Annotated in this window: 24 protein-coding genes; 13 read left to right on the forward strand and 11 right to left on the reverse strand. The window is 66.5% G+C overall.

Going from position 1 to position 23,799, the window contains the following annotated elements; translation table 11 throughout:
* Positions 1 to 29: 29 nt before the first annotated feature.
* The 5 genes from CRJ03_RS06020 to trkA form a co-directional block, all read right to left on the reverse strand.
* Positions 30 to 488 carry a c-type cytochrome gene (locus tag CRJ03_RS06020; RefSeq protein ID WP_104017109.1) on the reverse strand — a complete coding sequence of 153 codons (459 nt, stop codon included), beginning with the start codon at positions 486 to 488 and terminating at the stop codon, positions 30 to 32.
* A gap of 159 nt (positions 489 to 647) precedes the next feature.
* The gene (gene hflX / locus CRJ03_RS06025; protein ID WP_240611575.1) at positions 648 to 1,910 is read right to left on the reverse strand and encodes a GTPase HflX; all 1,263 of its coding nucleotides are present in this window, start codon (positions 1,908 to 1,910) and stop codon (positions 648 to 650) included.
* Between the two features lie 17 nt (positions 1,911 to 1,927).
* Positions 1,928 to 2,167, reverse strand: a complete 240-nt coding sequence (hfq, locus tag CRJ03_RS06030; protein ID WP_104018005.1) for an RNA chaperone Hfq — start codon at positions 2,165 to 2,167, stop codon at positions 1,928 to 1,930.
* 116 nt (positions 2,168 to 2,283) lie between these two features.
* Positions 2,284 to 3,807: a TrkH family potassium uptake protein gene (locus CRJ03_RS06035; protein ID WP_104018006.1), complete on the reverse strand. Its 1,524-nt coding sequence runs from the start codon at positions 3,805 to 3,807 to the stop codon at positions 2,284 to 2,286.
* Positions 3,808 to 3,811: 4 nt separating this feature from the next.
* Complete coding sequence (trkA, locus tag CRJ03_RS06040; protein WP_104018007.1) at positions 3,812 to 5,191, reverse strand: Trk system potassium transporter TrkA; 1,380 nt, start codon at positions 5,189 to 5,191, stop codon at positions 3,812 to 3,814.
* Between the two features lie 318 nt (positions 5,192 to 5,509).
* Here trkA and CRJ03_RS06045 point away from each other — a divergent pair, with 318 nt between their 5' ends.
* A complete protein-coding gene (locus CRJ03_RS06045; RefSeq protein ID WP_129590254.1) occupies positions 5,510 to 6,400 on the forward strand; it encodes a LysR family transcriptional regulator in 891 nt (296 codons plus the stop codon).
* 55 nt (positions 6,401 to 6,455) lie between these two features.
* Positions 6,456 to 6,842: a hypothetical protein gene (locus tag CRJ03_RS06050; protein ID WP_104018009.1), complete on the forward strand. Its 387-nt coding sequence runs from the start codon at positions 6,456 to 6,458 to the stop codon at positions 6,840 to 6,842.
* A 16-nt stretch (positions 6,843 to 6,858) separates the two neighbouring features.
* Here the strand turns inward: CRJ03_RS06050 and ntrX are convergent, their stop codons facing one another.
* From ntrX to dusB, 5 genes are all read right to left on the reverse strand, one after another.
* Positions 6,859 to 8,253 carry a nitrogen assimilation response regulator NtrX gene (gene ntrX / locus CRJ03_RS06055; RefSeq protein ID WP_104018010.1) on the reverse strand — a complete coding sequence of 465 codons (1,395 nt, stop codon included), beginning with the start codon at positions 8,251 to 8,253 and terminating at the stop codon, positions 6,859 to 6,861.
* Between the two features lie 7 nt (positions 8,254 to 8,260).
* Positions 8,261 to 10,525, reverse strand: a complete 2,265-nt coding sequence (locus CRJ03_RS06060; RefSeq protein WP_439126620.1) for a sensor histidine kinase NtrY-like — start codon at positions 10,523 to 10,525, stop codon at positions 8,261 to 8,263.
* A 98-nt stretch (positions 10,526 to 10,623) separates the two neighbouring features.
* Positions 10,624 to 11,985 carry a response regulator gene (locus CRJ03_RS06065; RefSeq protein ID WP_104018011.1) on the reverse strand — a complete coding sequence of 454 codons (1,362 nt, stop codon included), beginning with the start codon at positions 11,983 to 11,985 and terminating at the stop codon, positions 10,624 to 10,626.
* Positions 11,986 to 11,988: 3 nt separating this feature from the next.
* Entirely contained in the window at positions 11,989 to 13,071 is a 1,083-nt protein-coding gene (locus CRJ03_RS06070; RefSeq protein WP_104018070.1) for a two-component system sensor histidine kinase NtrB, read from the reverse strand.
* The gene (dusB, locus tag CRJ03_RS06075) at positions 13,068 to 14,051 is read right to left on the reverse strand and encodes a tRNA dihydrouridine synthase DusB (protein ID WP_104018012.1); all 984 of its coding nucleotides are present in this window, start codon (positions 14,049 to 14,051) and stop codon (positions 13,068 to 13,070) included. The genes CRJ03_RS06070 and dusB overlap by 4 nt, the downstream gene beginning before the upstream one ends.
* A 160-nt stretch (positions 14,052 to 14,211) precedes the next feature.
* On the opposite strand from dusB, the gene CRJ03_RS06080 reads away from it, so the two are divergent.
* The 4 genes from CRJ03_RS06080 to CRJ03_RS06095 all read left to right on the forward strand — a co-directional run bounded on the left by CRJ03_RS06080 (position 14,212) and on the right by CRJ03_RS06095 (position 17,639).
* A complete protein-coding gene (locus CRJ03_RS06080; protein ID WP_104018013.1) occupies positions 14,212 to 15,345 on the forward strand; it encodes a bifunctional 2-C-methyl-D-erythritol 4-phosphate cytidylyltransferase/2-C-methyl-D-erythritol 2,4-cyclodiphosphate synthase in 1,134 nt (377 codons plus the stop codon).
* On the forward strand, positions 15,342 to 15,830 hold the full coding sequence (locus tag CRJ03_RS06085) for a phosphatidylglycerophosphatase A family protein (RefSeq protein WP_104018014.1): 489 nt from the start codon (positions 15,342 to 15,344) through the stop codon (positions 15,828 to 15,830). Before CRJ03_RS06080 ends, CRJ03_RS06085 begins: the two co-directional genes overlap by 4 nt.
* On the forward strand, positions 15,827 to 16,297 hold the full coding sequence (locus CRJ03_RS06090) for a CinA family protein (protein ID WP_104018015.1): 471 nt from the start codon (positions 15,827 to 15,829) through the stop codon (positions 16,295 to 16,297). Before CRJ03_RS06085 ends, CRJ03_RS06090 begins: the two co-directional genes overlap by 4 nt.
* A 163-nt stretch (positions 16,298 to 16,460) precedes the next feature.
* Positions 16,461 to 17,639: an ammonium transporter gene (locus CRJ03_RS06095; RefSeq protein ID WP_104018016.1), complete on the forward strand. Its 1,179-nt coding sequence runs from the start codon at positions 16,461 to 16,463 to the stop codon at positions 17,637 to 17,639.
* 34 nt (positions 17,640 to 17,673) lie between these two features.
* Here the strand turns inward: CRJ03_RS06095 and CRJ03_RS06100 are convergent, their stop codons facing one another.
* A complete protein-coding gene (locus CRJ03_RS06100; protein WP_104018017.1) occupies positions 17,674 to 18,120 on the reverse strand; it encodes a type II toxin-antitoxin system RatA family toxin in 447 nt (148 codons plus the stop codon).
* A gap of 72 nt (positions 18,121 to 18,192) precedes the next feature.
* Here CRJ03_RS06100 and hpt point away from each other — a divergent pair, with 72 nt between their 5' ends.
* From hpt to CRJ03_RS06135, 7 genes are all read left to right on the forward strand, one after another.
* Positions 18,193 to 18,735 carry a hypoxanthine phosphoribosyltransferase gene (gene hpt / locus CRJ03_RS06105; protein ID WP_104018018.1) on the forward strand — a complete coding sequence of 181 codons (543 nt, stop codon included), beginning with the start codon at positions 18,193 to 18,195 and terminating at the stop codon, positions 18,733 to 18,735.
* Positions 18,732 to 18,911, forward strand: a complete 180-nt coding sequence (locus CRJ03_RS06110; protein ID WP_104018019.1) for a hypothetical protein — start codon at positions 18,732 to 18,734, stop codon at positions 18,909 to 18,911. Before hpt ends, CRJ03_RS06110 begins: the two co-directional genes overlap by 4 nt.
* A 137-nt stretch (positions 18,912 to 19,048) precedes the next feature.
* A complete protein-coding gene (locus CRJ03_RS06115) occupies positions 19,049 to 19,813 on the forward strand; it encodes a DNA repair protein (RefSeq protein ID WP_206018318.1) in 765 nt (254 codons plus the stop codon).
* A 59-nt stretch (positions 19,814 to 19,872) separates the two neighbouring features.
* Positions 19,873 to 21,240: a DNA repair protein RadA gene (gene radA, locus CRJ03_RS06120; RefSeq protein WP_104018020.1), complete on the forward strand. Its 1,368-nt coding sequence runs from the start codon at positions 19,873 to 19,875 to the stop codon at positions 21,238 to 21,240.
* Positions 21,241 to 21,264: 24 nt separating this feature from the next.
* The gene (locus tag CRJ03_RS06125; RefSeq protein WP_104018021.1) at positions 21,265 to 21,822 is read left to right on the forward strand and encodes a CvpA family protein; all 558 of its coding nucleotides are present in this window, start codon (positions 21,265 to 21,267) and stop codon (positions 21,820 to 21,822) included.
* A gap of 138 nt (positions 21,823 to 21,960) precedes the next feature.
* Positions 21,961 to 23,415 carry an amidophosphoribosyltransferase gene (gene purF / locus CRJ03_RS06130; RefSeq protein WP_104018022.1) on the forward strand — a complete coding sequence of 485 codons (1,455 nt, stop codon included), beginning with the start codon at positions 21,961 to 21,963 and terminating at the stop codon, positions 23,413 to 23,415.
* Between the two features lie 102 nt (positions 23,416 to 23,517).
* Positions 23,518 to 23,778 (forward strand): hypothetical protein, encoded by a 261-nt coding sequence (locus CRJ03_RS06135; RefSeq protein WP_104018023.1) that lies wholly within the window; start codon positions 23,518 to 23,520, stop codon positions 23,776 to 23,778.
* Positions 23,779 to 23,799 lie beyond the last annotated feature (21 nt).

Genomic DNA, 23,799 nt, shown 5'->3' on the forward strand with positions numbered 1-23,799 from the left:
GGCCGCCCCCATGCGTCGCGCCGAATCCATCAGAAAATCCCGTTTTCCTTCTGAAGGGCGCGCACATAGGCGGTGATCGCCTTCACGTCGGCATCTGTCACGCCGTCCACCGGCGGCATGTTTCCATAGCGCCAGTGATGCGCCCGGACACCATTCTTAGCCGCCATCACGAAGGCCATGTCCGAGTGATGGCTGGGTTCGTAAATCTTGTGCACCAGGGGCGGGCCTTTGCCTTCGCGACCTGCGGCATCGTCCCCGTGACAGGCTGCGCATTTCGCGTTGAAGGCACGCTCTCCCATTTGCGCCAGGGACGACAAGTCGTCCGGCACGCTGACCGCGACGATGGCCGCACCGTCCGCGATGTCCGAGGTGTCGGGCGGGGTCATGGAATGCCCGTTCGGGCCTGGCCCGGTACGTGTGCTCTGCCAAACGAACGCACCTGCCCCCGCAACCAGCACAGCCGCGATCATCCAACCGAGTTTGCTCATCTCTCACCTGCTTTCTTGCCTCTGCCGGGACCGGTCGCCGTGCTCGCCCGCGTGGCCCCGCGACGACGCGGTCCCGTGTTTCGGTGAAAAAAGACATCCTCCAGCGCTGGAAGGTCAAGACATACCGTGAGGCACGTCCGATCGCGGCCCTCTGTCGCCTCACATCTCGCGGAAACGCGCCTCCTGCCGGGCCGTCCAGCGCACCGTGAGGGCAAAGCCGTCCTCGGTCTGCTGTTCATCCTCCACGAGATCGTTCTCGTAGAGCCACGCCCGCCGGCGCCCGTCATCGAATCGCAGGTGCAGCTCGCTCAGGTGCCGCGTCTCGGCGAGCGCCTCGGACATGGTCGCCACGAGCGCCTCGATCCCCTGCCCGGTGACCGCCGAGACCGCCTGAACGTGTTCGCTCCGCGCTGCCTGCGTCAGCGCGGCGTCGCGGGCCGCCGCGTCCAGCCGGTCGATCTTGTTCCAGACCTCGATGCGCGGGGTCTCTTCGGCCACGCCCAGGCTGTCGAGGATGGTCTCGACGTCGCGCGCCTGTGCCTCGGTCTCGGGATGCGAGATGTCGCGGACGTGGCAGACGAGATCGGCCTCCAGCACCTCTTCGAGCGTGGCACGGAAGGCCGCGACCAGTTCGGTCGGCAGATCGCTGATGAAGCCCACGGTGTCAGAGAGGATCACCTCGGGGCCGCCATGCGGCAGCGCCACGCGGCGCATCGTCGGGTCGAGCGTGGCGAAGAGCATGTCCTCTGCCTTTACCTCGGCCCCGGTCAGGCGGTTGAACAGCGTGGATTTCCCGGCATTGGTATAGCCCACCAGCGCGACGATGGGATAAGGCACCTTGGCGCGCGCGGCGCGGTGCAGGGTCCGTGTCTTGACCACCTTGTCGAGCTGTCGGCGTAGCCGCACGAGCTGTTCGTCGATGGCGCGGCGGTCGGCCTCGATCTGTGTCTCGCCGGGGCCGCCGACGAAGCCGAGGCCGCCGCGCTGCCGTTCGAGGTGGGTCCAGGCGCGTACCAGCCGGGTTCGCTGATAGCTGAGCGCCGCCATCTCGACCTGCAACACGCCCTCGCGGGTGGCGGCACGGTCGCTGAAAATCTCGAGGATCAGTCCGGTACGGTCGAGGATCTTTATGTCCCAGTCGCGCTCGAGGTTGCGCTGCTGCACGGGTGTGAGCGGGCCATCGACCAGCACGAGATCCGCCTCCGCCGCGGCAATCGCTGACTTCAGCTCCTCGCGCTTGCCCTTGCCAAAGAGCCGCCCGGCATCGGGCTTGCGCAGGCGCACGACCCGCGCATCCACGACCTCGAGGTCGGGCAGCGCATGCGCCAGCGACACCGCCTCCTCCAGGGCCAGCGCGGCGTCGCGCGCGGGCCCGGCGGTACCGGAGTCGATATCGGGATGCAGGACAAGGGCCCGGGTCACGGGGCGAGCATGTTCCCTCAATTCTCGCCGTCGCCCTCGTAGAGCGAAATCGGCTGCGACGGCATGATGGTCGAGACCGCGTGCTTGTAGACAAGCTGCGATTGACCGTCGCGCCGCAACAGGATGCAGAAATTGTCGAACCAGGTGATGACGCCCTGCAATTTCACGCCGTTGATAAGAAAGATCGTGACCGGGATCTTGCCCTTGCGCACATGGTTGAGAAACGCGTCCTGTAAACTCTGACGATCCGAAGCCATTACATCCCCTGCCCTTTTTTTCTCGCAGGCGCCGTATCCGGCACCAGGCTTTCCTCAGGTCAGGGCGAGTATGTCCCGAGGCGGGCCGAGTTTCCAGCACGAATTTCGGGCGCCGCTCATTCGCGCCACGCCGCCGGATTGATGAGCGCCACGAGCGCCAGCGTCTCGACCCGCCCCAGAACCATCGCGACCGAGAACACCAGCTTGCCGAAGCTGCCCAGCTCGATCAGTCGGATGGGGTCCTCGGTGGCGCTTGTGATCAGCGGTCCGGTTGTCGAGAGCCCCGCCAGCGCGACGATCAGCGCCGCCTCGAAATCGAGTCCGGCGGCGGCGAGCGCCGCAGTCACGGCGGTCAGCGTCAACGCGAAGAGCATGAAGAATATCCACGCGATGTAGGCCCCTTGCCGCCGGATGCGCCGCCCGGTTCCCGAGGAGCGGCCAACCGAGGAGGGATGCACCAACCGCTCGAATTCGCGATGCGCGTGCAGGTAGAGCGCGTAGACGCGCAACAGCCGCACGCCGCCCGCCGTGGTCGCCACGCCGCCGCCGATCATCGCCAGGCCCATCAGGATGAGGCCGGGCGCGCCCAGCCCCGACCACGCGCGCGACGCCTGCCAGTCGGCGCTCTCGAACCCCGTGGTAGACAGGAAGGACAGCACCGTGAACACCGCCCCCCAGAGCGCGTGCAGCGCCTCGATCGGGTGCACCGGTTCCGCCAGCTCAATGGAGCCGATCCAGTGACGTGCGAACAGCACCAGCGGCACCGTCATCACCAGCGCGAGTCCCAGCCGGAATTCGGGGTCGTTGACGAGGCCGGGCCGCGCCGTCGGCACGGTGTCCGAGGAGAATGTCAGGCGCGACAGCGCAAAGACGAGGAACAGGAATATCGCGATCTCGCCGCCCAGCCCCGAGGCCCCGTTGTGCAGCCCGCCTATCGGCGAGATGCCGCTCGTCGCCATCGTCGACATGGCGTGGATCAGCGCCACGAAGGCGCGCTCACCTCCCGCCATCAGCGCGATCCACAACACGAGTGTGAGTCCCAGATAGACCGGCGTCAGCACGCGCGCAGCCTGTGCCACACGCCGCGAAGGCAGTGCGCGCTGAAAGCGGCCGAGCATCGCATCATCCTGCCCCGGCTCGGCGCGCACCGTCACCTCGAAGCCCCCGAGGCTCATCGGTGCGAGCACCGCCGAGGCAGAAATCCAGATCAGCAGTCCGCCCCCCCACCCGACGAGCCCCCGCCACAGGTGCAGGCTGTCGGCGAGCCGCCCCGGCGCATCGAACAGGGTGGCCCCTGTGGTGGTCAGGCTCGACATCATCTCGACATAGGCGTTGAGAAAGGAGGTGGTCTGCACACCCTCGTAGAAAGGCAGCGCGAGGTAGAGCGGAAGGACGAGATAGGCCAGCAGCAGCGAGCCCAGATGCTGCGCGCCGGTGGGCTCACGCCGCGCCACGTGGCCCGAAATCGCCAGCCCCGTCGAGATCACCGCCGCAAGCCCCAACAACCCGGCGTAGAAGAACGCTCGCGCCACGCTCGTGTCGTCGCGCATCAGCGCGTCGAGCGCGGGCAGCAGCATCATTAGCGCGGCGATCCCCGTGAGGATCAGGAACAGCGGGAATCTGAGCAGCCGCGCGGTCATGGCGTCAGAAATAGTCCACTGACACCTGCAACAGCCGTTCCACCGCCGCCACATCCGCCGCCAGTGCGAAGATCACCACCACGTCGCCCGCCTCGAGCCGCATCGAGCCGGTGGGCTTGACGATCCCCTTGGCCTTGCGCACGCCGCCCACCAAAACGCCCTCGGGGAAATCCACGTCGCGCAGCGCCACCCCGGCGATCGAGGAGGTGTCGAGCACTTCGGCCTCCAGCACCTCGCCCTCGGCATCGCCCACCGAATAGACTCCGCGCACCTTGCCGTGCCGGATATGGCGCAGGATCGAGCTCACCGTTGTGGCGCGGGGATCGATATAGGCGTCGATGCCCAAGGGCTCCATCAGCGGCACCAGCGTGGGATCGTTGATCAGCGCGATGGCAAAGGGACAGCCCTCGGCCTTGGCGCGCACGGCGGCGAGCATGTTGGTCTTGTCGTCGTCGGTGACGGCAAGCACTGCATCGGCCCGCGCGATTCCCGCCTCGGCGAGGATCGCCGCGCCCAGCCCGTCGCCATGAAGCACGATGGTGCGTTCGAGCGCGTCGGCGGCGCGTTCGGCGCGGGCGCGGTCCTTTTCGATCACCTTGGCGCGGATGCGCCCGCCGGCCCGCGTCTCCAGCGCCTGTGCCACCGACAGACCGATATTGCCGCCGCCGATGATGACCGCGCGTTCCTGACGGGTCTGCGCCTTGCCGAACACCTCGAGCGTGCGCGGCACATCCTCGACCGGCGCGAAGAGATAGCAATCGTCACCCTCGAAGAGCTGATCGCCGGATTCCGGCGCGAAAAGCCGCCCGTCGCGCCGCACCGCCAGCACCACCACCCGCAGCGTCGAAAAAAGGTCGCTCAACTGCCGCAGCGGCGTGTTGAGCACCGGGCAATCCTCATCGAGCCGCAGGCCGATAAGTTGCGCTTCGCCGCCCATGAATATTTCCGTGTCGAACGCCGCCGGCATTGCCAGCCGCCGCAGCGCGGCGCGCGCGACTTCGCGCTCGGGGCTGATCATCACGTCGATGGGCATGTGGTCGCGGCGATAGAGATCGGCATAGGCGGGGTCGAGATAGGTCTGACTGCGCAGCCGCGCGATCTTGCGGCGGATGCCGAAGACCGAATGCGCCACCTGGCAGGTGACCATGTTGACCTCGTCGGAATAGGTCGCGGCGATGACCATCTCGGCATCCCCCGCCCCTGCCTGATCGAGCACGTCCGGGTGAGAGGCAAAGCCGATCACGCCCTGCACATCAAGCGTATCGGTGGCACGCCGCACCAACTCGGGGTTGTTGTCCACCACGACGACGTCGTTGTTCTCGCCTGATAGGTGGCGTGCGATCTGCCAGCCCACCTGACCGGCGCCGCAGATGATAACCTTCATGCCGCTTGTCCCGACCTGACTGAAGCTGTTGCATGACAGAAGCCCGCAGACCGGTCAATCGCTTTGTCCGGCTTGCCGACGTGGCGCATTCCTATGCGTCTGCACAGGTGGCGAGCGCTGCGCTACCCGCGCAAGATGGAAGTGCGGACCGCACCATTCCATCGGCCCCGCCATCGCGTCATGTCATGGCCGCCATGCATTGGATGCACTTGTGTACAGTAAAACGCGTGCCATATGCGATCCGTTTGACCGGACGGCTGTCATCATGCCGTCATACGTGAAAGGAGAGAAACCCGATTGGCGACCTCGCGCTCGAAATTGTCTTATGCCCGCCTGTTCGACGATCTGCGCGTGCTGCTCGCCGTGCATCGTTGCGGGTCCATGACGCGCGCCGCCGAGGAGTTGGAGACCACCACCTCCACCGTTTCGCGGCAGATCGCGCGGTTGCGTGAGGAACTCGGTATCTCGCCTTTCGTGAAATCCGATGGCGGATGGCTTCTCAACCCGCGCCTGTCGTCGCTGATCGAGGCGTTCGAGCATGCGGACGGGATGATCTTTTCCGAGCTGAGCCGCGTGAGCGAGAGTGCCCCGGACGAAGCCCGGGACATTCGCATCGGCGCACTGCCGTCGATCATCTCGCATGTGCTCGTGCCTGCCGTGAAAGAGCTGTGGCAGGAGCGCGCCCATCTGCGCCCGGTGTTCGAGAGCCGCGTCTACGAGGCCGGGCTGGGCATGTCGGATGTCGCGCTCGTTTTCAACTTCCCCGAGACGGGGCGGCTCAAGACCCGCCGGTGCGGCCCGTTTCCCTTCGCGCTCTACGCCCCGCGTGGCTGGGAGAAGGGAGACGGCTGGGCCAGCCTCACCGACCGCTATAGCGCTCAATACGCCGAGGCCCGTCGCGCCTGGTTCGGCAGTGATGCCATTCTCAAGGCCGACAGTTTCGCACAGGTGATACCGGCGATGCACAGCCTCGGGCTCGCCGCCGTTCTACCCGCCGTCATGGCCGACGACGAGCCAGATCTCGTCCGCGTGCCGGGAAGCGGCCTTGATGCGACGCGCGATCTCTACCTCATCTACCACGAAAGCCGGAGCGAGGACGCCGACCTGCGCGCGGTGGTCGACTGGATTTGCCGGCACCTCGCCGATCTGCCGAATGCGGCAGAGGAGTTTCCGGAAACGCAAGGGCGCCTTTACACAATTCAGGGTTGATTGTTGTCCCGTATGACGGCACCTTCGGTTTAAAAGACATGAACACGAGGCAGTCATGCAACAGGCACTTATTCAGACCGTCGGCCTTGTCGCCCGGCTATTGCTCGCGGTCTTCTTCATGACCCATGTGGTCAATCACCTCTCGCCCGGGATGCTCGGCACGTTCGGGCTCAGGATCGAGACCGGCACCGGCGTGCTCGATGTCGCAGCGGCCGGGTTCTTCGCGCTGGTGGCGCTGTGGCTTCTGCTGGGCATCTACAGCCGTATCGTGGCGATCATCGGCATGGTGGTCTGCGGTGCGGCGTTCGCGCTCTTCGGCGACAGCACTGCGCTGCAGGTCGAGCTTGTTGCCGCGGTGTTTGCCACTCTGGTGCTGAGTTTTACCGGCGGCGGACGGCTGCGACTTCACGCGGGCGGCTGGCGGCTTCGCGACTGCCTCTGATCCACACTTTGATCGGTCACTCGGCCGCGGCGGTATCGTCGCGGTCGCTGCGTGCGGGCGGGACCACGCCGAGTGACTTGAGCTTGCGGTGCAGGGCGCTTCGCTCCATTCCGACGAATTCCGCCGTGCGGCTGATATTGCCGCCAAACCGGTTGATCTGGGTCACGAGGTATTCGCGCTCGAACGCCTCGCGCGCTTCGCGCAGCGGCAGGGTGGCCACGCTGCCCGACACGATCACGCGTGCGCCCTCGGACGGGGCGGCGGCCTCGCCGGGGAGTTCCGCGGCCGAGATCGCGTCACCCCCGTCGCCGAGGATGAGCACCCGCTCGATCAGGTTGCGCAACTGCCGAATGTTGCCGGGCCAGTTCATCGTCTGCAACAACGCGGCCGCCTCTTCGGACAGCGCGCGTTTCGGCAGACCCTGCGTTTCGTGCAGCAACCCGATGAAATGTTCGGCCAGTTGCGGGATGTCCTCGCGCCGCTCTTCCAGCCCCGGCACCCGGATCGGTACCACGTTCAGCCGGTGATAAAGCTCGCGCCGGAACCGGCCCTCGGCGATCTCGGTCTCGAGGTCGCGGCTGGTCGAGGAAATCACCCGCAGGTCGACGTTGACCTTGTCGCCGCCGCCGACACGCAGGAAGGTCTGATCCACCAGCACGCGAAGTATCTTGGATTGCGTGCCGGGCGGCAGGTCGGCCACCTCGTCGAGGTAGAGCACGCCGCCATTCGCCTGCTCAAGCAGCCCCTGCGCGATCCCGGTCTCCGAAGCCTCGTGGCCAAACAGCACCTCCTCCATGCGCTCGGCGGCGACGGCGGCACAGTTGACGGTAACGAACGGGGCATCGGCGCGTGACGAGTTGGCGTGGATGTAGCGCGCAGCCAGCTCCTTGCCGACGCCCGACAACCCGGTGAGCATCACCCGCCCATTAGAGCGCGTGACCTTGTCGAGCTGTGACAGGAGCGCGCGGAAGGAGGATGAGCTGCCCAGCATCTGCGACGGCGCGCTCTCGCGCCGCCGGAGCGCCTGGTTCTCGCGTCGCAGGCGGCTCGTCTCCATGCCGCGGCGGATCACCACGAGGAGTTGGTCGATGTTGAACGGCTTCTCGATGAAGTCGTAGGCGCCCTGCTTGATCGCCGCGACCGCGATCTCGATATTGCCGTGCCCCGAGATGATGATGACCGGGATGTCCGGATGGTCACGCTTGACCGACTTGAGGATGTCGATGCCGTCCATCTGGCTGTCCTTGAGCCAGATATCGAGGATCAGCAGGCCCGGCGGATCGGAGCGGATCGCCGCCATCGCCTCGTCGGAATTGGCGGCGAGGCGGGTATCAAAGCCCTCATCCCCGAGAATATCGGAGATCACCTCGCGAATGTCGCGCTCGTCATCGACGATCAGAATGTCGCTCATACCATCCTCACTCGGCCGCAGGGGCCCTTACGTTTGTGTGTTCACTGCCGTGCAGCGGCATGCGCACCACCGCCCGCGCCCCGATATGTGCGCCCGGGACGAAAGCGTCGGCATCCTCCAGCACCAGCGTGCCGCCATGCTCCTCGATGATCTTCTTGACGATGGGCAGACCCAGCCCGGTGCCTTTCTCGCGCGTGGTCACGTAAGGCTCGAACAGCCGGGCGCTGTCCTGCGGCAAGCCGATCCCGTTGTCGGAAATGGCGATCACCGCCACGCCATCCTCTACCCGGCTTTCGACGCGGATGGTCGGTACATGCCCTTCGGGCGCACCCGCCTCGCGCAGGCTCTCGATCGCCTCGCCCGCGTTCTTGATGAGGTTGGTCAGCGCCTGCCCGATCATCGCCGCGTCGATCTCGGCCATCAGCCCGTCGTCGCTGAGGGCCAGGTCGAAGCGTGTGTCGGACTGGCCGGTCTCTTGCAGCATGACCGCTTCGCGCAGCACCTTGGACAGGCTCTCGACCCGCGTCTTGGGCTGTGGCATCCGCGCGAATTTCGAGAACTCGTCGACGATGCGCCGCAAATCGGCGGTCTGTCGCACAACCACGTCGGTCAGTTCCTCCAGTTTGGCCGCCTCCTCCTCGGGCAACTGCCGTGCGAACTTGCGCTTGATGCGCTCGGCGCTGAGCGAGATGGGCGTGAGCGGGTTCTTGATCTCGTGGGCAATACGCCGCGCCACGTCGCCCCAGGCGGCCATGCGCTGCGCCGTCACCAGCTCGGTCACGTCATCGAAGGCCACAACGTAGCCCTCGCGCCGCCCGCCTTCGCCCGTCCGGGTGGACATGCGCACCAGGAGGTTCTCCTGCCGCCGGCCGCGTGTCACCGCGATTTCCTCCTGAACGAAGCCGCCCTGGCTCTGCCTGAGCCGCGCAAACAGCGTCCCGAATTCCGGCACCGCTGCCGCCAGCGCCAGCGATTGCTGATCCTCGCGCCAGTCGAGCAGCCGCTCGGCGGCGCGGTTGACGAAGGTCACACGCCCCTGCGCATCGAGCCCGACAACGCCCGACGACACCGAGCCAAGCACCGAATCAAACAACCGCCGCCGCTGCTCAATTTGCCGCGTGTTGGCCAGAAGCCGGTCGCGCTGGCCCTTGAGCTGGCGGGTCATCTGGTTGAAATAGCGCCCCAACTCGGCGATCTCGTCATCGCCCGCCTCCTCGCGCACCTGCGTGTCGAGGTCGCCCTCGCCCACCCGTTGCGCCGCCGAGGTTAGCCGCCCGACGGGCCGCGACAGCCGCTCGGCGAACCACATGCCCAGCCAGATCGCGGCCAACATGAGAATGAGCGCGAAGCCGAAATAGACCATTCCGAACTCGAACAGCACCCGCCCGCGCTCGCTCTCGCGTTGATTGTAAAATGCCGCCGTCTCCTGCGTCTCGTCGAGCAGCTTGAGGATGTCGCCATCCACCGTGCGGCTGACATAGAGCAAACGGTTGGCAAAGGCGGCGAGCGGTAGAAGCGCGCGGAACTCGTTATTATCCCAGTCGCGGATCACCAGCGCACCCTGCTCGCGCGCCTGCGCGATCTGGTCCGCGGTCGGCTCCTCGTAGTCGAACAGGTAGGAGCGCTCGCCGCGGGCGCGGATCTCGCCGGTGCCGTCGATCACGAACGCTTCCTTGAGGCCGCGCTGGATCTCTCGCTGGCCCGAGGACAGTACCTGCCGGATATCGCCATCGCTCATGAAGACCGAGGCGCGGCGCGTGCCGTCGATCACCCGTTTGAGCACCCGCGCATCGGCCAGCAGGTCGCGGCGGTGTTCGTCCTCGTAGGCCTTGGCGGCGGCGACCGAGCTGTCCACGACACGGCCCACCCGCTCGGAAAACCACGCCTCCAGCCCCATGTTGATCGACAGCATCGCGAACACCGCCACCGCCACTGTCGGCAGGATCGCCATCACTGCGAACACGCCGGTCAGCCGCAGGTGCAGCTTCGATCCCGCCGAGCGCGAGCGCCGTGCCGCGACCATCCGCGCGACCCGTTGCAGCACCAGCCCGGCGACGATCAGCACGTAGATCATGTCGGCCAGCAGCACCAGCCGCAGCGCCCCCGCCCCGCTGCCGCGGTCGAGCGGGCCCATCACCATGTAGGTCAGCACCGCCAGCGCCGGGCCGGTAAGGACGAGACCGAACGCCCCCCAGTTGCGTAACCTCCGCAACCGGCGTGGCCCGAGCCAGCCGTGCCTGCCCGCGCGCAATCCGCGTGTCGCCAGCGCCACGATCCTCTCCCATTATACAGTGGGCGCAGCCACGCTCACCACGAAACCTAGGGGCGAGGCCGAGTGTGCGCCCTGATCGTCACAGTGCTGTTGCAGGTTTACATCAACTTGCGGCGGCGAGTCACGCGAATATCCAGATCGGTGATCTTCTTGCGCAGGGTATTGCGATTGATTCCCAGCAACTCGGCGCAGCGGATCTGGTTCCCGCCCGTGGCCTCGAGCGCGATCTCGATGAGCGGTGCCTCGATCTCGCGCAGGATCCGGCCGTGCAGCCCCGGGGGTGGCAGGTCGGCGCCGTGCAGGTCGAAATATCGCCGCAGATGCGCCGTGACCGCGCCGGTCAGCGTCTCGCTGCGGCCCGGCTGCATCACCGGCTCGGCGCGCGGCTGGTTGCCGAGGATGGCGGCGATCTCGGCGCGGCCGATCTCCTCGGTCTGGGCGGTGAGTGCGATCCGGCGCACCGCGTTCTCGAGCTGGCGGACATTGCCCGGCCAGCTATAGGCACGCATCATCTCCAGTGCGTCCTCGGAAAAATGCCGCTCGGGCTGGCCGGGTCGGAGGTCGCGCCCCAGGAAATGACCGGCAAGCAGCTCGATATCCTCGATCCGGTCGCGCAAGGACGGCACCTCGATCGTCACCCCGCTTAGCCGGTAATAAAGATCCTCGCGCAGTCGCCCCTCTTCGAGTGCTGTGGCGGGCGGCATCCGACTCGTCGCCATGAAGCGCGGCGCGTGCTCGCCCGGTGCGTCCATCATCCGCACTACGCGACCCTGCGCCTCCTGCGGCAGATCGCTCACCTCGTCGAGCACCAGCGTGCCGCCACGCACTCGCGCCATCACCTGCGACGGCCCGTCGAGATCGTGCAGGTCCGGCGCCGTCACCGTGACCAGCGGCAGCGTGCGCCGATCAGAATAGTCGTGGATCGCGTGCGCCACCAGCGACTTTCCGGTGCCCGATTCGCCGCAGATCATCACCGGCAGGTCGCTGTGCATGACCTGCGCCACCACCTTGTAGAGCCGCTGCATAGCCGGGCTGCGCCCTACAAGCGGCAGTTCCTCGGGCCGCTCGTCCTGCCGGGCCGCCGCCGGTGCCCGCTCGCGCGCCTCGAGCGCCCGCGCCGTGCGCTTCATCAGGTCGGGCAGGTCGAACGGTTTTGGCAGGTAGTCGAAAGCGTCCGCTTCGGCGGCCTTGATCGCGGTCATGATGGTGTTCTGTGCCGAGATCACGATCACCGGCAGGCCGGGCCGGTCCTCGGCGATCTTGGGCAGCATCTCCAGTCCGTTTCCGTCGGGCATCACCACATCCGAGATCACCACGTCGCCACGCCCCTCACCGACCCAGCGCATCAGCGTTGTCAGGCTCGAGGTGGCGTGCACCCGGCAGCCCGCCCGCGTCAGCGCCTGCGTCAGAACCGTGCGGATCGTGCGGTCGTCATCGGCGACCAGGACCGTGCCGTCCATGGGTCAGTCTCCCTCTTGCTGCGCATCGGCGCGTTGCAACGATATGCGGAACACGGTGCGGCCCGGAACCGAGCTGACCGAGATCCAGCCGCCGTGCTCCGAAATGATCTTGGCCGCCAGCGCCAGTCCCAGGCCGGTGCCGTTCTCTCGGCCCGAGACGAAGGGCTCGAAAATCTCCTCGGCGATGTCGGGCGGCAGGCCGGGGCCGTCGTCGATGATCTCGATCTGCAGTGGTAGCGCCAGCCCCGCTCCGTCGTTGCGCCGCACGCGAAGCGCGCCGTCATAATAGGTGTGTAGCCGGATCGTTCCCTTGCCGTCCGGTGCCGCCTCGGCCGCGTTTTTCAGCAGGTTGAGCACCACCTGCAAAAGCTGATCACCATCGCCGAGCGCGTGCGGCAGCGAGGGGTCGTATTCCTCGACAAAACGCATCCCCGCCGCGAACCCCACCATCGCGGAGCGCCGCGCGCGGTCGAGCACATCGTGCAGGTTCACCCGCCGCAGCACCGGGCGCGTGACATTGCCGAATTGCTCGACCCGGTCCAGCAGTCCGACAATGCGGCGGCTCTCGCCGACGATGAGATCGGTCAGTTCGCGATCCGCCGCGCTTGCATTCATCGACAGAAGCTGCGCCGCGCCGGTGATCCCCGCCAGCGGGTTCTTGATCTCGTGGGCCAGCATCTCGGCCATGCCGATGGCCGAGCGCGCGGCGGCCTTTACGCCGCTTTTCTGCGCCATCCGCCCGGCAAGCTCGCGCGGGGCGAGCAGGATCAGCATCTGCCCCGGTGCGCCCGCCAGCGGCGCGACCTGCAGGTTGCACAGCATCGGCGCGCGCGCCCCGGTGCCGATATCGACATCGTTGACGAAAAGCGGCGCGCCGCTGGCCCGCGCGCGCTCGAACGCTTCCTCCAGCGGCGCATCGACGGCCAGCCGGTCCCAGATAGGTTCTCCGGCCACGGCGCGCTGCGACACCAGCATGAAGCCCTCCGCCGCCGGATTGATCCGCACGATCCGGTCGGCGGCATCGACCACCAGTGCGGGAACCGGCAGCGACGCCCAGAGCGGCTCCTCTGCGGTGTCCGTGCTCATGCCGCGCACCGCAGGCCGATGGCCTCTGGCAGGAACCGCGCCACCGCGTCCGGGGCGGCGGTCAAAACCTGGCGGCGCAGGACTTGCGGCGTGCCGGCGTGGTCCATGTACCAGCCCAGGTGCTTGCGCGCCACGCGCCCGCCCAACTCGCGCCCGTAGAAGGACAGCATCGCGTCGTGATGCGCGGTCATGATCTCCGCCAGCGCGTCGCCTTGTGGCACCGCCGGTGCCTTCGCGCCCCAGAGTTCTGCCGCCACCTGCGCCAGCAGCCAGGGCCTCCCTTGCGCGCGCCGTCCGATCATCACCCCGTCCGCGCCGCTCAGCCTCAGCGCCGCGCGCGCACTCGCGGCATCGGTGATATCACCGTTGACTACCACCGGCACGCTGACCGCCTCCTTGACCGCGCGCACCGCCGCCCAGTCGGCATGGCCCTTGTAGAATTGGCACCGCGTCCGCCCGTGCACCACGATCATCGACACCCCCGCCGCCTCGGCGCGGGCGGCGATCTGCGGCGCGTTGAGGCTCGCGTGATCCCAGCCCAGCCGCATTTTGAGTGTCACCGGCACGTCAACAGCATCTACCACCGCCTCGATCAGCCGCAGCGCGTGCCCGGGGTCGCGCATCAGCGCCGATCCGGAAGCGCCGGCGCCGCGCGCCCGCGTCACCTTCTTGGCCGGGCAGCCCATGTTGATGTCGATGATCCGCGCCCCCTCGCCCGCCAGCATCCGCGCCGTCTCGGCCATTGGTTCGGCCTCGCAGCCCGCGATCTGCACCGAGGTGTCGGCGGCGCCGAGGCCCAGCTCGGCCTTTTCGCGCACACCGGGCCGCGCCGACAGCATTTCGCGACTGGCGATCATCTCGCTCACCACCAAGCCCGCGCCGAAGCCGCTCACCAGGTCGCGGAACGGCAGGTCCGTGATTCCCGCCATCGGCGCCAGCAGCACCGGCGGTGCGATCACTCTGTCGGCTAGTGAGAACATCTTTGCCCAATCCCTGTGCAACGCCTCTCTTGTAGCCGCCTGCCCCGGCTTGCACAACGTGGCAAGGGGAGATTTGGCCATCTTGCCCGATGGGGCGCCTATTAATTGGGCAGTTACGCCGCCATTGCGCTTGCGCTTGGCGCGACGTAATCAAGATGCCATGACACGCGCCGCCCTCATCGTCGCCGCAGGCCGCGGCACCCGCGCGGGCGGGGACCTGCCCAAGCAATGGCAACCGCTCGCGGGCCGCCGCGTGCTCGATTGGACGCTGGCGGCGCTCACCCCCCATGTCGCGCGTGTCGTCCTTGTGCTGCACCCTGACGACATGGAACGCGCGCCCGCAGGCGTCGAGGCCGCGCCCGGTGGGGCCACCCGTGCCGCCTCGGTGCGCGCGGGGCTAGAGAACCTCGCGGCGCACGGGATCATGCCGCACCATGTGCTGATCCACGACGCCGCCCGCGCCACCCCGCCGCGCGGGGTGATCGAGGGGGTGATCGCCGCGCTCGACGCGGGCGCGCCCGCCGCCGCCCCGGCACTGCCCGTGACCGATGCGCTCTGGACCGGCGCGGAAGGCTATGTGACGGGCACGCAGGACCGAACCGGGCTATATGCGGCGCAGACGCCACAGGGGTTTGATTTCGCGGCCATCCTCGCCGCGCACCGCGCCCATGACGGCACCGCCGCCGATGATGTCGCCGTGGCCCGCGCCGCTGGGCTGCCAGTGACGATCACACCGGGCGATGCGGACAATCTCAAGATCACCCACGCGGAGGATTTCCCGCGGGCGGACCGGATATTGGGGGCTGCGATGGATATTCGCGTTGGCACAGGCTTTGACGTGCATCGCTTCGGGCCGGGGGATCATGTCATGCTCTGCGGCGTGGCCGTACCACACGCGCGCGGGTTGCAGGGCCATTCCGATGCCGACGTCGGGTTGCACGCGCTCACCGACGCAATCTACGGCGCGCTGGCCGAGGGCGATATCGGGCGGCATTTCCCGCCTTCCGACCCGCAATGGAAAGGCACCGAAAGCCATGTCTTCTTGCGCCACGCGGCGAGGCTCGTTGCCGACAAGGGGTTCAGGATCAACAACATGGACGTAACCCTCATCTGTGAACATCCCAAGATCGGCCCCCATGCGCAGGTCATGCGCGCGGCCATCGCGGGGATGACCGGCGTGGCCCCTGACCGCGTCTCGGTCAAGGCCACGACGACCGAACGGCTGGGCTTCACCGGGCGCGGCGAAGGGATCGCCGCGCAAGCCGCCGTCACGCTGATGAAAGACCCCGCATGACCCATCTCATTGCCACCTTTCTCTATGTGGGTCACCTGCGCCCCGCCCCCGGCACGTGGGGTTCGCTGGCGGCTCTACCGATGGCGTGGGCGCTGCACGTGCTGGGCGGGCCGGTGTTGCTCGCGCTGGGCGTTCTCGTCGCCTTCGTATCGGGATGGTGGGCCACCGCGTTGGAAACACAAGGAAAAGACGATCACGACCCCTCCGAGATCGTGATCGACGAGGTGGCGGGCCAATGGCTCGCCCTCCTGCCCGTCTCGGTCGGCGCGGCCCATGCCGGGGTGGCGGTGACCGCGCTATGGCCAGGCTGGGTGGTGGCCTTCGTGGCCTTTCGCCTGTTCGACATATGGAAGCCGGGGCCGATCGGCTGGGCCGACCGGCGCGGCGATGCGCTGGGCGTCATGCTCGACGACATCCTCGCCGGGCTGGCGGCGGCGCTCTGCGTGATACTGGGGGCATGGCTGGCGCACGGGATATTCGCATGAAGATTGCCGCGCAAATTCTTGATATAGCGCGGGAACGTGGCGTAATGATCGCCACTGCCGAGAGCTGCACCGGCGGCATGGTCGCGGTGGCGCTGACGGACGTGGCGGGCTCTTCAGCGGTGGTGGAGCGCGGCTTCGTCACCTATTCCAACGCCGCCAAGATCGAAATGCTGGGCGTCTCACCCGGCACGCTCGCCACCCACGGTGCCGTATCCGAGGAGGTCGCCCGCGAGATGGCCGAGGGTGCGCTCGCCCATAGCGACGCGCAGCTTGCCGTGGCGATCACCGGCATCGCCGGACCTGGAGGTTCAAAGCACAAACCTGAAGGTCGGGTTTGCTTCGGGCTGGCCATGGCTGGCCACCCGACGCAGGCCGAGACGCGGGAGTTTGGGCCGCAGGGCCGCGCCGAGGTGCGCCGCCTGTCGCGCGATCACGCGCTGGCCTTGCTGGCCGAAAGCCTGCGTTGATTTTCTGCCCCTTGGCACCGCAGACGGTAAAATTTCTGCATAAATAAGCGCCAGTTTGCAATTTGCCCGTGAATTGATCGCGCTACCATGACATTGCCGCTTTTTTCCTCGAGCGGACTGCGCTTCACCACATCCGACGCAAATGGGATGGGGATATTTTCCAATGAACGCAGCGGATACCGCTTGGATTATCGTCGCGACGGCGCTCGTGCTGTTCATGACTCTACCGGGGCTGGCATTGTTCTATGGCGGTCTCGTTCGTGCCCGGAATGTGCTCAGCGTCTTCATGCAGTGCTACGCGATTGCCTGTCTGATGAGCGTTCTGTGGTTCGTGGCGGGTTACTCGATCGCGTTTGGCGAGGGTAACGCCATCTGGGGCGGCGCGGGCAAGGCGCTGCTGCGCGGCATCACCGCTGACAGCCTCTCGGGCACCCTGCCCGAGGTTCTGTTCTTCATGTTCCAGATGACATTCGCGATCATCACCCCGGCACTGATCGTGGGCGCCTATGTCGAGCGCATCGGTTTCGGCTTCGTTCTGCTGTTTTCGGCGCTCTGGATGCTGCTGTGCTATGCGCCCGTGGCGCACTGGGTATGGGGCGGCGGGTTCCTGGCGGATGGTGGGATTTTCGGGGCCATGGGTGTCCGGGATTTTGCCGGTGGCATCGTGGTGCACGAAACCGCAGGCCTGGCCGCGTTGATCCTCGCCATCACGCTCGGGCCGCGCAGAAACCGCACCACCCCACCGCACAGCCCCGGCCTTGTCATGATCGGGGCCGCGATGCTCTGGGTGGGCTGGTTCGGCTTCAATGGTGGCTCGCAGCTTGCCGCCGATGGCGGCGCGGCGATGGCCCTTACCGTCACGCATATCTCGGCGGCCGCAGCATCGCTCTCATGGGCCTTGTGGGAAAAGGTCAAGTTCGGGCGCGCGTCTCTTGTGGGCATGGTCACCGGCACAATCGCGGGGCTGGCCTCGATCACGCCCGCCAGCGGCTTCGTCGGGCCGGTCGAGGCGCTGATCATCGGTGCCGTGGCCGGTATCCTCTGCCAGGAGGCGGTCAACCTGATCCGCAACAGGCTGAACATCGACGACACGCTCGATGTCTTTGCCGTGCATGGCGTCGGTGGCATCTTCGGCTCGGTGATGATCGCGGTCTTTGGCGCCGGAAGCTGGGCCGCGCAACTGGGATCGCTTGCCATTGTCGGCGTATTCACCGCCGTGGTGACCTATGCCCTGATCAAGATCGTGGGTGCCATCACCCCGCTGCGCGTCGATGCGGAAACGGAGACCAACGGCCTCGACCTGAGCGTGCATGGCGAAAGGGCCTATGACATGACAAGCTAGGGCGGCTGGGGCGCGGGCGGTAAGCTGCCCGCGCTCAACCGTAGAGCGCCTGCGCGCGGACCTCGAAGGCGCGCACGATCCGCTTCATCGCCTCGTGAAAGAACATCTCGGCCGCGGATTGCAAAAATCTGTTCTTGAACGCGAAATCCACATCGAAACTGACCTCGCAGCCGCCTTCGGCCTCGGCAAAGGACCAATTCGAGCGCATGTGCCGGAACGGGCCGTCGAGATACTCGGTCTCGATCCGCTTGTCATCGGGCCATAGCACCACGCGACTGCCGAATCGCTCGCGGAACACCTTGAAGCTGATGACGAGATCGGCCTCCATCACCTCTGAGCCGTCCGCCTGCGGCGTGACCTTGCGCACCCGCGCCGCCGCTGTCCACGGCAGGAACTCCGGGTAGCGTGCCACGTCAGCGACCAGCGCATACATCTGGTCTGCCGTGTAAGGCAGGTGGCGCGTTTCGGAATGTGACGGCATCGCGCCCCCCGGTTTTCCCGTGACAGTAGCGCGGTTTCTCCTAGACTGGGCGCGGATTTTCAAGGGGAAGACATGCCGCAGCGCAGCTACGTGATCGACACGCTCATTTCTGCCAAGCGCATCGCCGCCCGCATCGAGGCGCTGTCGGAGGAGATCGAGGCGGAATTCGCCGGGACGGAAAAGCTCGTGGTGGTGGGGCTGTTGCGCGGCTCGTTCATCTTCATCGCCGATCTGGTGCGCGAACTCGATCTGCCCGTGGAGGTGGATTTCGTGGAAACCTCGTCCTACGGCAACGCCATGGAATCGAGCCGCGAGGTGCGCATTCTCAAGGACCTGCGTGGCGATATCGCTGGGCGAGATGTGCTGGTGGTCGAGGATATCGTAGATACCGGGCACACGCTCGCCCACGTGCTCAACCTTCTGAAAAGCCGCAAGCCCGCGCGCCTCAAGACCATCGCGCTGCTCGACAAGCCGTCGCGGCGCGAGGCGGATATACGGGCCGACTGGATCGGCTTCGAGATCCCCGACGAATTCGTCGTGGGCTACGGCATCGACTATGCGCAGCGCAACCGCAACCTGCCCTATATCGGTGCCGTGCGGTTCACCGACCCATGAACATAAACTGGCTCTTGCGGATGGCGCGATGGGCACGCCGTCCGCCGGGGCCGCGCACGGTGCGGCTGTGGCTCATCGTCATCGGCGTTGGCCTCGGCTTGGCCGGGATCGAGCTTTTCTTCGGCTGGCCCGAAGCGCTCACGCTCGAGCCGCGCCGCTCGATCATGCGGCCCTAAACGCGGCGCGCGCAGATGCTGCTCACGAGCCAATCTCCGCGACTTGACCGCCCGTTGAGCGAATTATCATTTTGAGAAACGAGCAATCGGCGTAATCTTGCCTATATTGGGATTAGTGTTTTATTAAGGGGGTAGCCATGTTTGTGCAGGTGATATCGGTAGTGGCTCTGATCAGGGCAGTGTTTCAGCGGGTCGCCGCCATCGTCCTCGTGCTGTCAGCTCTCGCGCTCGTCGCCGCCACCACCGCCGCCGTCCTCGGGGCCCTGCCCTGGCTGCAATTCGAGGCAGCGTTCGGCGGCAAATCCTACGCCAATGCCGGGCAAATTGCACAGATCGGCGTGACGGTCCTGGCGGTGCTTTTGTGTTTCTACCTGCCATCGAACGCCCGGATCATGGCGCTGGAGACCTCGCATCGCCGCTTTGATATCGGGATGCAGGACATCGCCCGCGCCTATCACGCCGCCCATGCCGCCGACCGCGAGGGCGTGTTTCACCTGTCCTCGGAGTTCGACGCGGTGCGTGAGCGGTTGGCTTGGCTGCGTGAACATCCTGATCTCGGCGGGCTGGAGCCCGGACTTCTGGAGGTCGCGGCGCAGATGTCGCATATCAGCCAGGAGCTTGCCGATGTCTATTCCGAGGAAAAGGTGGCACGCGCGCGCCAGTTCCTGCACCAGCGGCAGGAAGAGGTGGCCGCGTTCAACGACCGGATCGAGCGCGCCAAGGCTGTCTCTCAGGAATTGCGCCACTGGGCGCACGAGGTCGAGCTTGAAGAGAGCGTCGCGGCGAGCCAGCTTGCCCGGTTGCGCGAGGATCTTCTGGCCGTGCTGCCAGAGCTTGGCATCGAGGAGGTGTTGCGCGCCGACGGCACCGTCATCGATATCCCCCGCAAGGCCGCGGAATAGCACCCTGCCCCCGCGTTTCGCGTTTGACGGGCCGCGCGGGGTGGGGCATGTGATCGTGCATGGCCAAACCTTCCACCACATTCACCTGCACGGCCTGTGGCGCGAGCCACGCACGCTGGTCGGGGCGCTGCGATGCCTGCGGCGCGTGGAACTCCATTGCCGAGGAGTCACCCCTGTCGGCGGGGCCGGCAGGCCGGAGCCTCGGGGCGCGGCGCGGTGCGGCGCTCGCGCTCAGCGATCTGGCAACAGAGGAGGCCCCGCCGCCGCGCACCTGCTCGGGGATGGCCGAGCTCGACCGCGTGCTGGGCGGGGGCCTTGTGCCGTCGAGCGCGGTGCTGGTCGGCGGCGATCCCGGTATCGGCAAGTCCACGCTGCTGTTGCAGGCCGCCGCGCGCTTTGCCTGCGCGGGGCTATCGACGCTCTACGTCTCGGGCGAGGAGGCCAGCGCACAGGTGCGGATGCGCGCCCAGCGGTTGGGGCTTGAAAGTGCGCCGGTGCGGCTCGCCGCCGCAACGAGCCTGCGCGACATTCTCACCACGCTCGACACCGAGCGTCCCGATCTCGTGATCATCGATTCGATCCAGACCATGTGGTCGGACACGATCGAGTCGGCCCCCGGCAGCGTCGCGCAGGTGCGCGCCGCCGCGCATGAGCTTACGAGCTTTGCCAAGCGGCGGGGCGCGAGTGTCATCCTCGTCGGCCACGTCACCAAGGACGGCCAGATCGCGGGCCCCCGCGTGGTCGAGCATATGGTGGATTGCGTGCTGTATTTCGAGGGCGAGCGCGGGCATCAGTTCCGTATCCTGCGCTCGGTCAAGAACCGCTTCGGCCCCGCCGACGAGATCGGCGTGTTCGAGATGACGGGCGCGGGGCTTGCCGAGGTCGCCAACCCCTCGGCGCTGTTTCTCGCCGGGCGCGGCGCGCCGGCCCCCGGCTCGGTGGTGTTCGCCGGGATCGAGGGCACGCGGCCCCTGCTGGTCGAGGTGCAGGCGCTGGTGGCCCCCACGCCCCACGCCCAACCCCGCCGCGCGGTGGTGGGATGGGACGGCGCCCGGCTTGCCATGGTACTCGCCGTGCTTGAGGCGCGCTGCGCCATCCCGTTTGCCGGGCTCGATGTCTATCTCAACGTGGCGGGGGGCTTGCGCATCACCGAGCCAGCCGCCGATCTCGCTGTCGCCGCCGCGTTACTCAGCGCGCGCGAGGATGTGGCCCTGCCGCCCGAGACGGTAATATTCGGCGAAATAAGCCTCTCGGGTGCGCTGCGCCCGGTGGGCCAGACCGAAAACAGGTTGAAAGAGGCGCGAAAACTTGGTTTCACGTCTGCAATCCTTCCGTCGGACGACAAGACCGGCGGACAGAGCGGCCTCAGCCTGACCCGGATGGGTGATCTGACCGCGTTCGTGGGTGATGTTTTCGGCGCAGGGTAGGCGCCAGCAGGAACAGGACGAGGCATGGACGGTTTTACCATCATCGACGGGGTCGTTGCCCTCTTTATCGTGCTCTCGGCGCTTCTTGCCTATTCGCGGGGTTTCGTGCGCGAAGCACTGGCCATCGCGGGCTGGGTGGCGGCGGGGATCGTTGCCTTCGTCTTTGCGCCGCAGGTGGAACCGCTGGTCAAGGAAGTGCCGGTTGTGGGCGAGTTCATCGCCGACAGTTGCGAATTGTCGATGATCGGTGCGTTTGCCGTGGTCTTTGCCTTGGCGCTCATCATCGCATCGCTCATCACGCCGCTGTTTTCCTCGCTGGTGCAGCGTTCAGTGCTCGGCGGCCTCGATCAGGGGGTGGGCTTCGTCTTTGGTGTGGCGCGCGGGGTGCTGCTCATCGCCATCGCCTATTTCGTATACGAGACCGTGATTTCCTCCCAATCCATCGCCATCATCGACAACAGTCGATCGGCGCAGGTGTTCTCGCAACTGACCGATACCGTGGCCGCGCAAAAGCCCGAGCAGGCGCTGGGATGGATCACCACGCAGTACGAGCAGCTCGTCGGCAATTGCGACGCGCCCTGAAACGAGCTACGCCGCTTCGACCGCGCGCCGATCGGGATTCTTTCGTGATAGTTTCGTGACATGACCCTGCCAACCGCGTATGAGGTGGGCCAAGCGACATCCACGGATTCGGAGCTGCCCTTGTCCACGTCCGCACCTATGCCTCCCGCCCACCCGTTCGACGACGACAAGCTGCGCGAAGAATGCGGGGTTTACGGCGTAATCGGCCTGACTGACGCCGCGAACTTCGTGGCGCTCGGGTTGCACGCATTGCAACACCGCGGTCAGGAGGCGGGAGGCATCGTCAGCCACGACCCAGAGCTTGGCTTCAACTCGGTTCGTCGCTTCGGCTATGTGCGCGACAATTTCACCCGCCAGTCGCTCATGGAGGCACTGCCGGGGCCGCTGGCCATCGGCCATGTGCGTTATTCCACCGCCGGTTCCAAAGGCGCGGCAATCCGCGACGTACAACCCTTTTTCGGCGAATTCTCGATGGGTGGCGCGGCGATTGCTCATAATGGCAACATCACCAATGCCGACGCGCTGCGCCGCGAGCTGATCGAGCGTGGCTCTATCTTCCAATCCGGCTCGGACAGCGAATGCATCATCCATCTGATGGCCCGCTCGCTGCAACGCAATATCCCCGAGCGGATGGAGGATGCGCTTCGCCGGGTCGAGGGGGCGTTCTCGGTGGTGGCGATGACCCGCTCCAAGCTCATGGGCGTGCGCGACCCGCTGGGCGTTCGCCCGCTGGTGCTGGGCCAGTTGGGCGAAGGCTGGGTACTCAGTTCCGAGACCTGCGCGCTCGACATCATCGGCGCGCGCTTTGTGCGCGAGATCGCGCCGGGCGAGATGGTTGTCATCTCCGCAACCGGCGAGGTCGAGAGCCATTTCCCCTTCCGTCGCCAGAAACCGCGGTTCTGCGTGTTCGAGCATGTCTATTTCTCACGCCCCGACTCGATCATCGGCGGTCGCTCGGTCTACGAGACCCGCCACCAGATCGGGGTGGAATTGGCGCGCGAGGCCCCCGTGGATGCCGATCTCGTCTGCCCGGTGCCCGATAGCGGCACGCCTGCGGCCATCGGCTACAGCCAGGAATCGGGTATTCCCTTTGCGATGGGGATCATTCGCAACCAGTATATGGGCCGCACCTTCATCGAGCCGACCGAGCAGATCCGCAACATGGGTGTGCGCCTCAAGCTTAACGTCAACCGCGCACTCATCGAGGGCAAGCGGGTGATCCTCGTCGATGACAGCGTCGTGCGCGGCACCACCAGCCGCAAGATCAAGGAAATGATCCTTGATGCCGGGGCAGCCGAGGTGCATTTCCGTATCGCCAGCCCGCCCACGGCATGGCCGTGTTTCTATGGCGTGGACACGCCGCAGCGCGAGAAATTGCTGGCCGCGACCATGTCCGAGGACGAGATGCGCGAGCATCTCAACGTGGACAGCATCCGCTTCATCTCACTCGACGGGCTCTACCGCGCCGTCGGCGAGGCGGGTGGGCGCGACGCCGCATGTCCGCAATACTGCGATGCCTGCTTCTCGGGCGACTACCCGGTGGCACCAACGGACATGATCGAGAAGGGCTTTGAGCTGAAGGCCGCCGAATAGGCCCTCCCAGCAGGCGGAATTTTGCCGCAGCGCAGAATTCCGCTTTCGCCCGCGTGTCGACAGGCGTAGGGCGCGGGTCCGTAGACGGATCACAGGACCATCATGACAGACCAGACAGAAAGCCCCGCAGCAACCCTCGCCGCGGCCACGCAAAAGAGCGCGTTGCCCAATGAGCGTCTGATCCTTCTGGGCACGATGCACGGCCCCGGCAGCGCGCGGGCCCTGATGCGCGTCGGTGGGCGCGTCGAGACCGTGACCAGCGGCGACCGCGTTGACGGGGGCACCGTGGCGGCGATCGGCGACGGGGTGCTGATTCTCGCCCGCGGGCGCACGACCGAGCGCCTCGCCCTGCCCGGGATTTGACGTCCTGTCCTTCGTCGCGCA

Origin of the sequence: Roseovarius nitratireducens, from assembly GCF_002925845.1 — a bacterium.
In the GTDB taxonomy this organism is placed as follows: Bacteria; Pseudomonadota; Alphaproteobacteria; order Rhodobacterales; family Rhodobacteraceae; genus Roseovarius; species Roseovarius nitratireducens.

What these genes read in the sequence shown, in the direction of transcription:
- purF (WP_104018022.1), top strand. Translation starts at nt 21,961, where the DNA reads ATGCCTCCCGCCCACCCGTTCGACGACGACAAGCTGCGCGAAGAATGC.
- CRJ03_RS06070 (WP_104018070.1), bottom strand. Translation starts at nt 13,071, where the DNA reads ATGAGCACGGACACCGCAGAGGAGCCGCTCTGGGCGTCGCTGCCGGTT.
- ntrX (WP_104018010.1), bottom strand. Translation starts at nt 8,253, where the DNA reads ATGAGCGACATTCTGATCGTCGATGACGAGCGCGACATTCGCGAGGTG.
- CRJ03_RS06050 (WP_104018009.1), top strand. Translation starts at nt 6,456, where the DNA reads ATGCAACAGGCACTTATTCAGACCGTCGGCCTTGTCGCCCGGCTATTG.
- CRJ03_RS06035 (WP_104018006.1), bottom strand. Translation starts at nt 3,807, where the DNA reads ATGACCGCGCGGCTGCTCAGATTCCCGCTGTTCCTGATCCTCACGGGG.
- CRJ03_RS06080 (WP_104018013.1), top strand. Translation starts at nt 14,212, where the DNA reads ATGACACGCGCCGCCCTCATCGTCGCCGCAGGCCGCGGCACCCGCGCG.
- CRJ03_RS06065 (WP_104018011.1), bottom strand. Translation starts at nt 11,985, where the DNA reads ATGGACGGCACGGTCCTGGTCGCCGATGACGACCGCACGATCCGCACG.
- CRJ03_RS06100 (WP_104018017.1), bottom strand. Translation starts at nt 18,120, where the DNA reads ATGCCGTCACATTCCGAAACGCGCCACCTGCCTTACACGGCAGACCAG.
- radA (WP_104018020.1), top strand. Translation starts at nt 19,873, where the DNA reads ATGGCCAAACCTTCCACCACATTCACCTGCACGGCCTGTGGCGCGAGC.
- hpt (WP_104018018.1), top strand. Translation starts at nt 18,193, where the DNA reads ATGCCGCAGCGCAGCTACGTGATCGACACGCTCATTTCTGCCAAGCGC.
- CRJ03_RS06125 (WP_104018021.1), top strand. Translation starts at nt 21,265, where the DNA reads ATGGACGGTTTTACCATCATCGACGGGGTCGTTGCCCTCTTTATCGTG.
- CRJ03_RS06020 (WP_104017109.1), bottom strand. Translation starts at nt 488, where the DNA reads ATGAGCAAACTCGGTTGGATGATCGCGGCTGTGCTGGTTGCGGGGGCA.
- CRJ03_RS06115 (WP_206018318.1), top strand. Translation starts at nt 19,049, where the DNA reads ATGTTTGTGCAGGTGATATCGGTAGTGGCTCTGATCAGGGCAGTGTTT.
- CRJ03_RS06110 (WP_104018019.1), top strand. Translation starts at nt 18,732, where the DNA reads ATGAACATAAACTGGCTCTTGCGGATGGCGCGATGGGCACGCCGTCCG.
- hfq (WP_104018005.1), bottom strand. Translation starts at nt 2,167, where the DNA reads ATGGCTTCGGATCGTCAGAGTTTACAGGACGCGTTTCTCAACCATGTG.
- CRJ03_RS06090 (WP_104018015.1), top strand. Translation starts at nt 15,827, where the DNA reads ATGAAGATTGCCGCGCAAATTCTTGATATAGCGCGGGAACGTGGCGTA.
- CRJ03_RS06095 (WP_104018016.1), top strand. Translation starts at nt 16,461, where the DNA reads ATGAACGCAGCGGATACCGCTTGGATTATCGTCGCGACGGCGCTCGTG.
- dusB (WP_104018012.1), bottom strand. Translation starts at nt 14,051, where the DNA reads ATGTTCTCACTAGCCGACAGAGTGATCGCACCGCCGGTGCTGCTGGCG.
- trkA (WP_104018007.1), bottom strand. Translation starts at nt 5,191, where the DNA reads ATGAAGGTTATCATCTGCGGCGCCGGTCAGGTGGGCTGGCAGATCGCA.
- CRJ03_RS06135 (WP_104018023.1), top strand. Translation starts at nt 23,518, where the DNA reads ATGACAGACCAGACAGAAAGCCCCGCAGCAACCCTCGCCGCGGCCACG.
- CRJ03_RS06085 (WP_104018014.1), top strand. Translation starts at nt 15,342, where the DNA reads ATGACCCATCTCATTGCCACCTTTCTCTATGTGGGTCACCTGCGCCCC.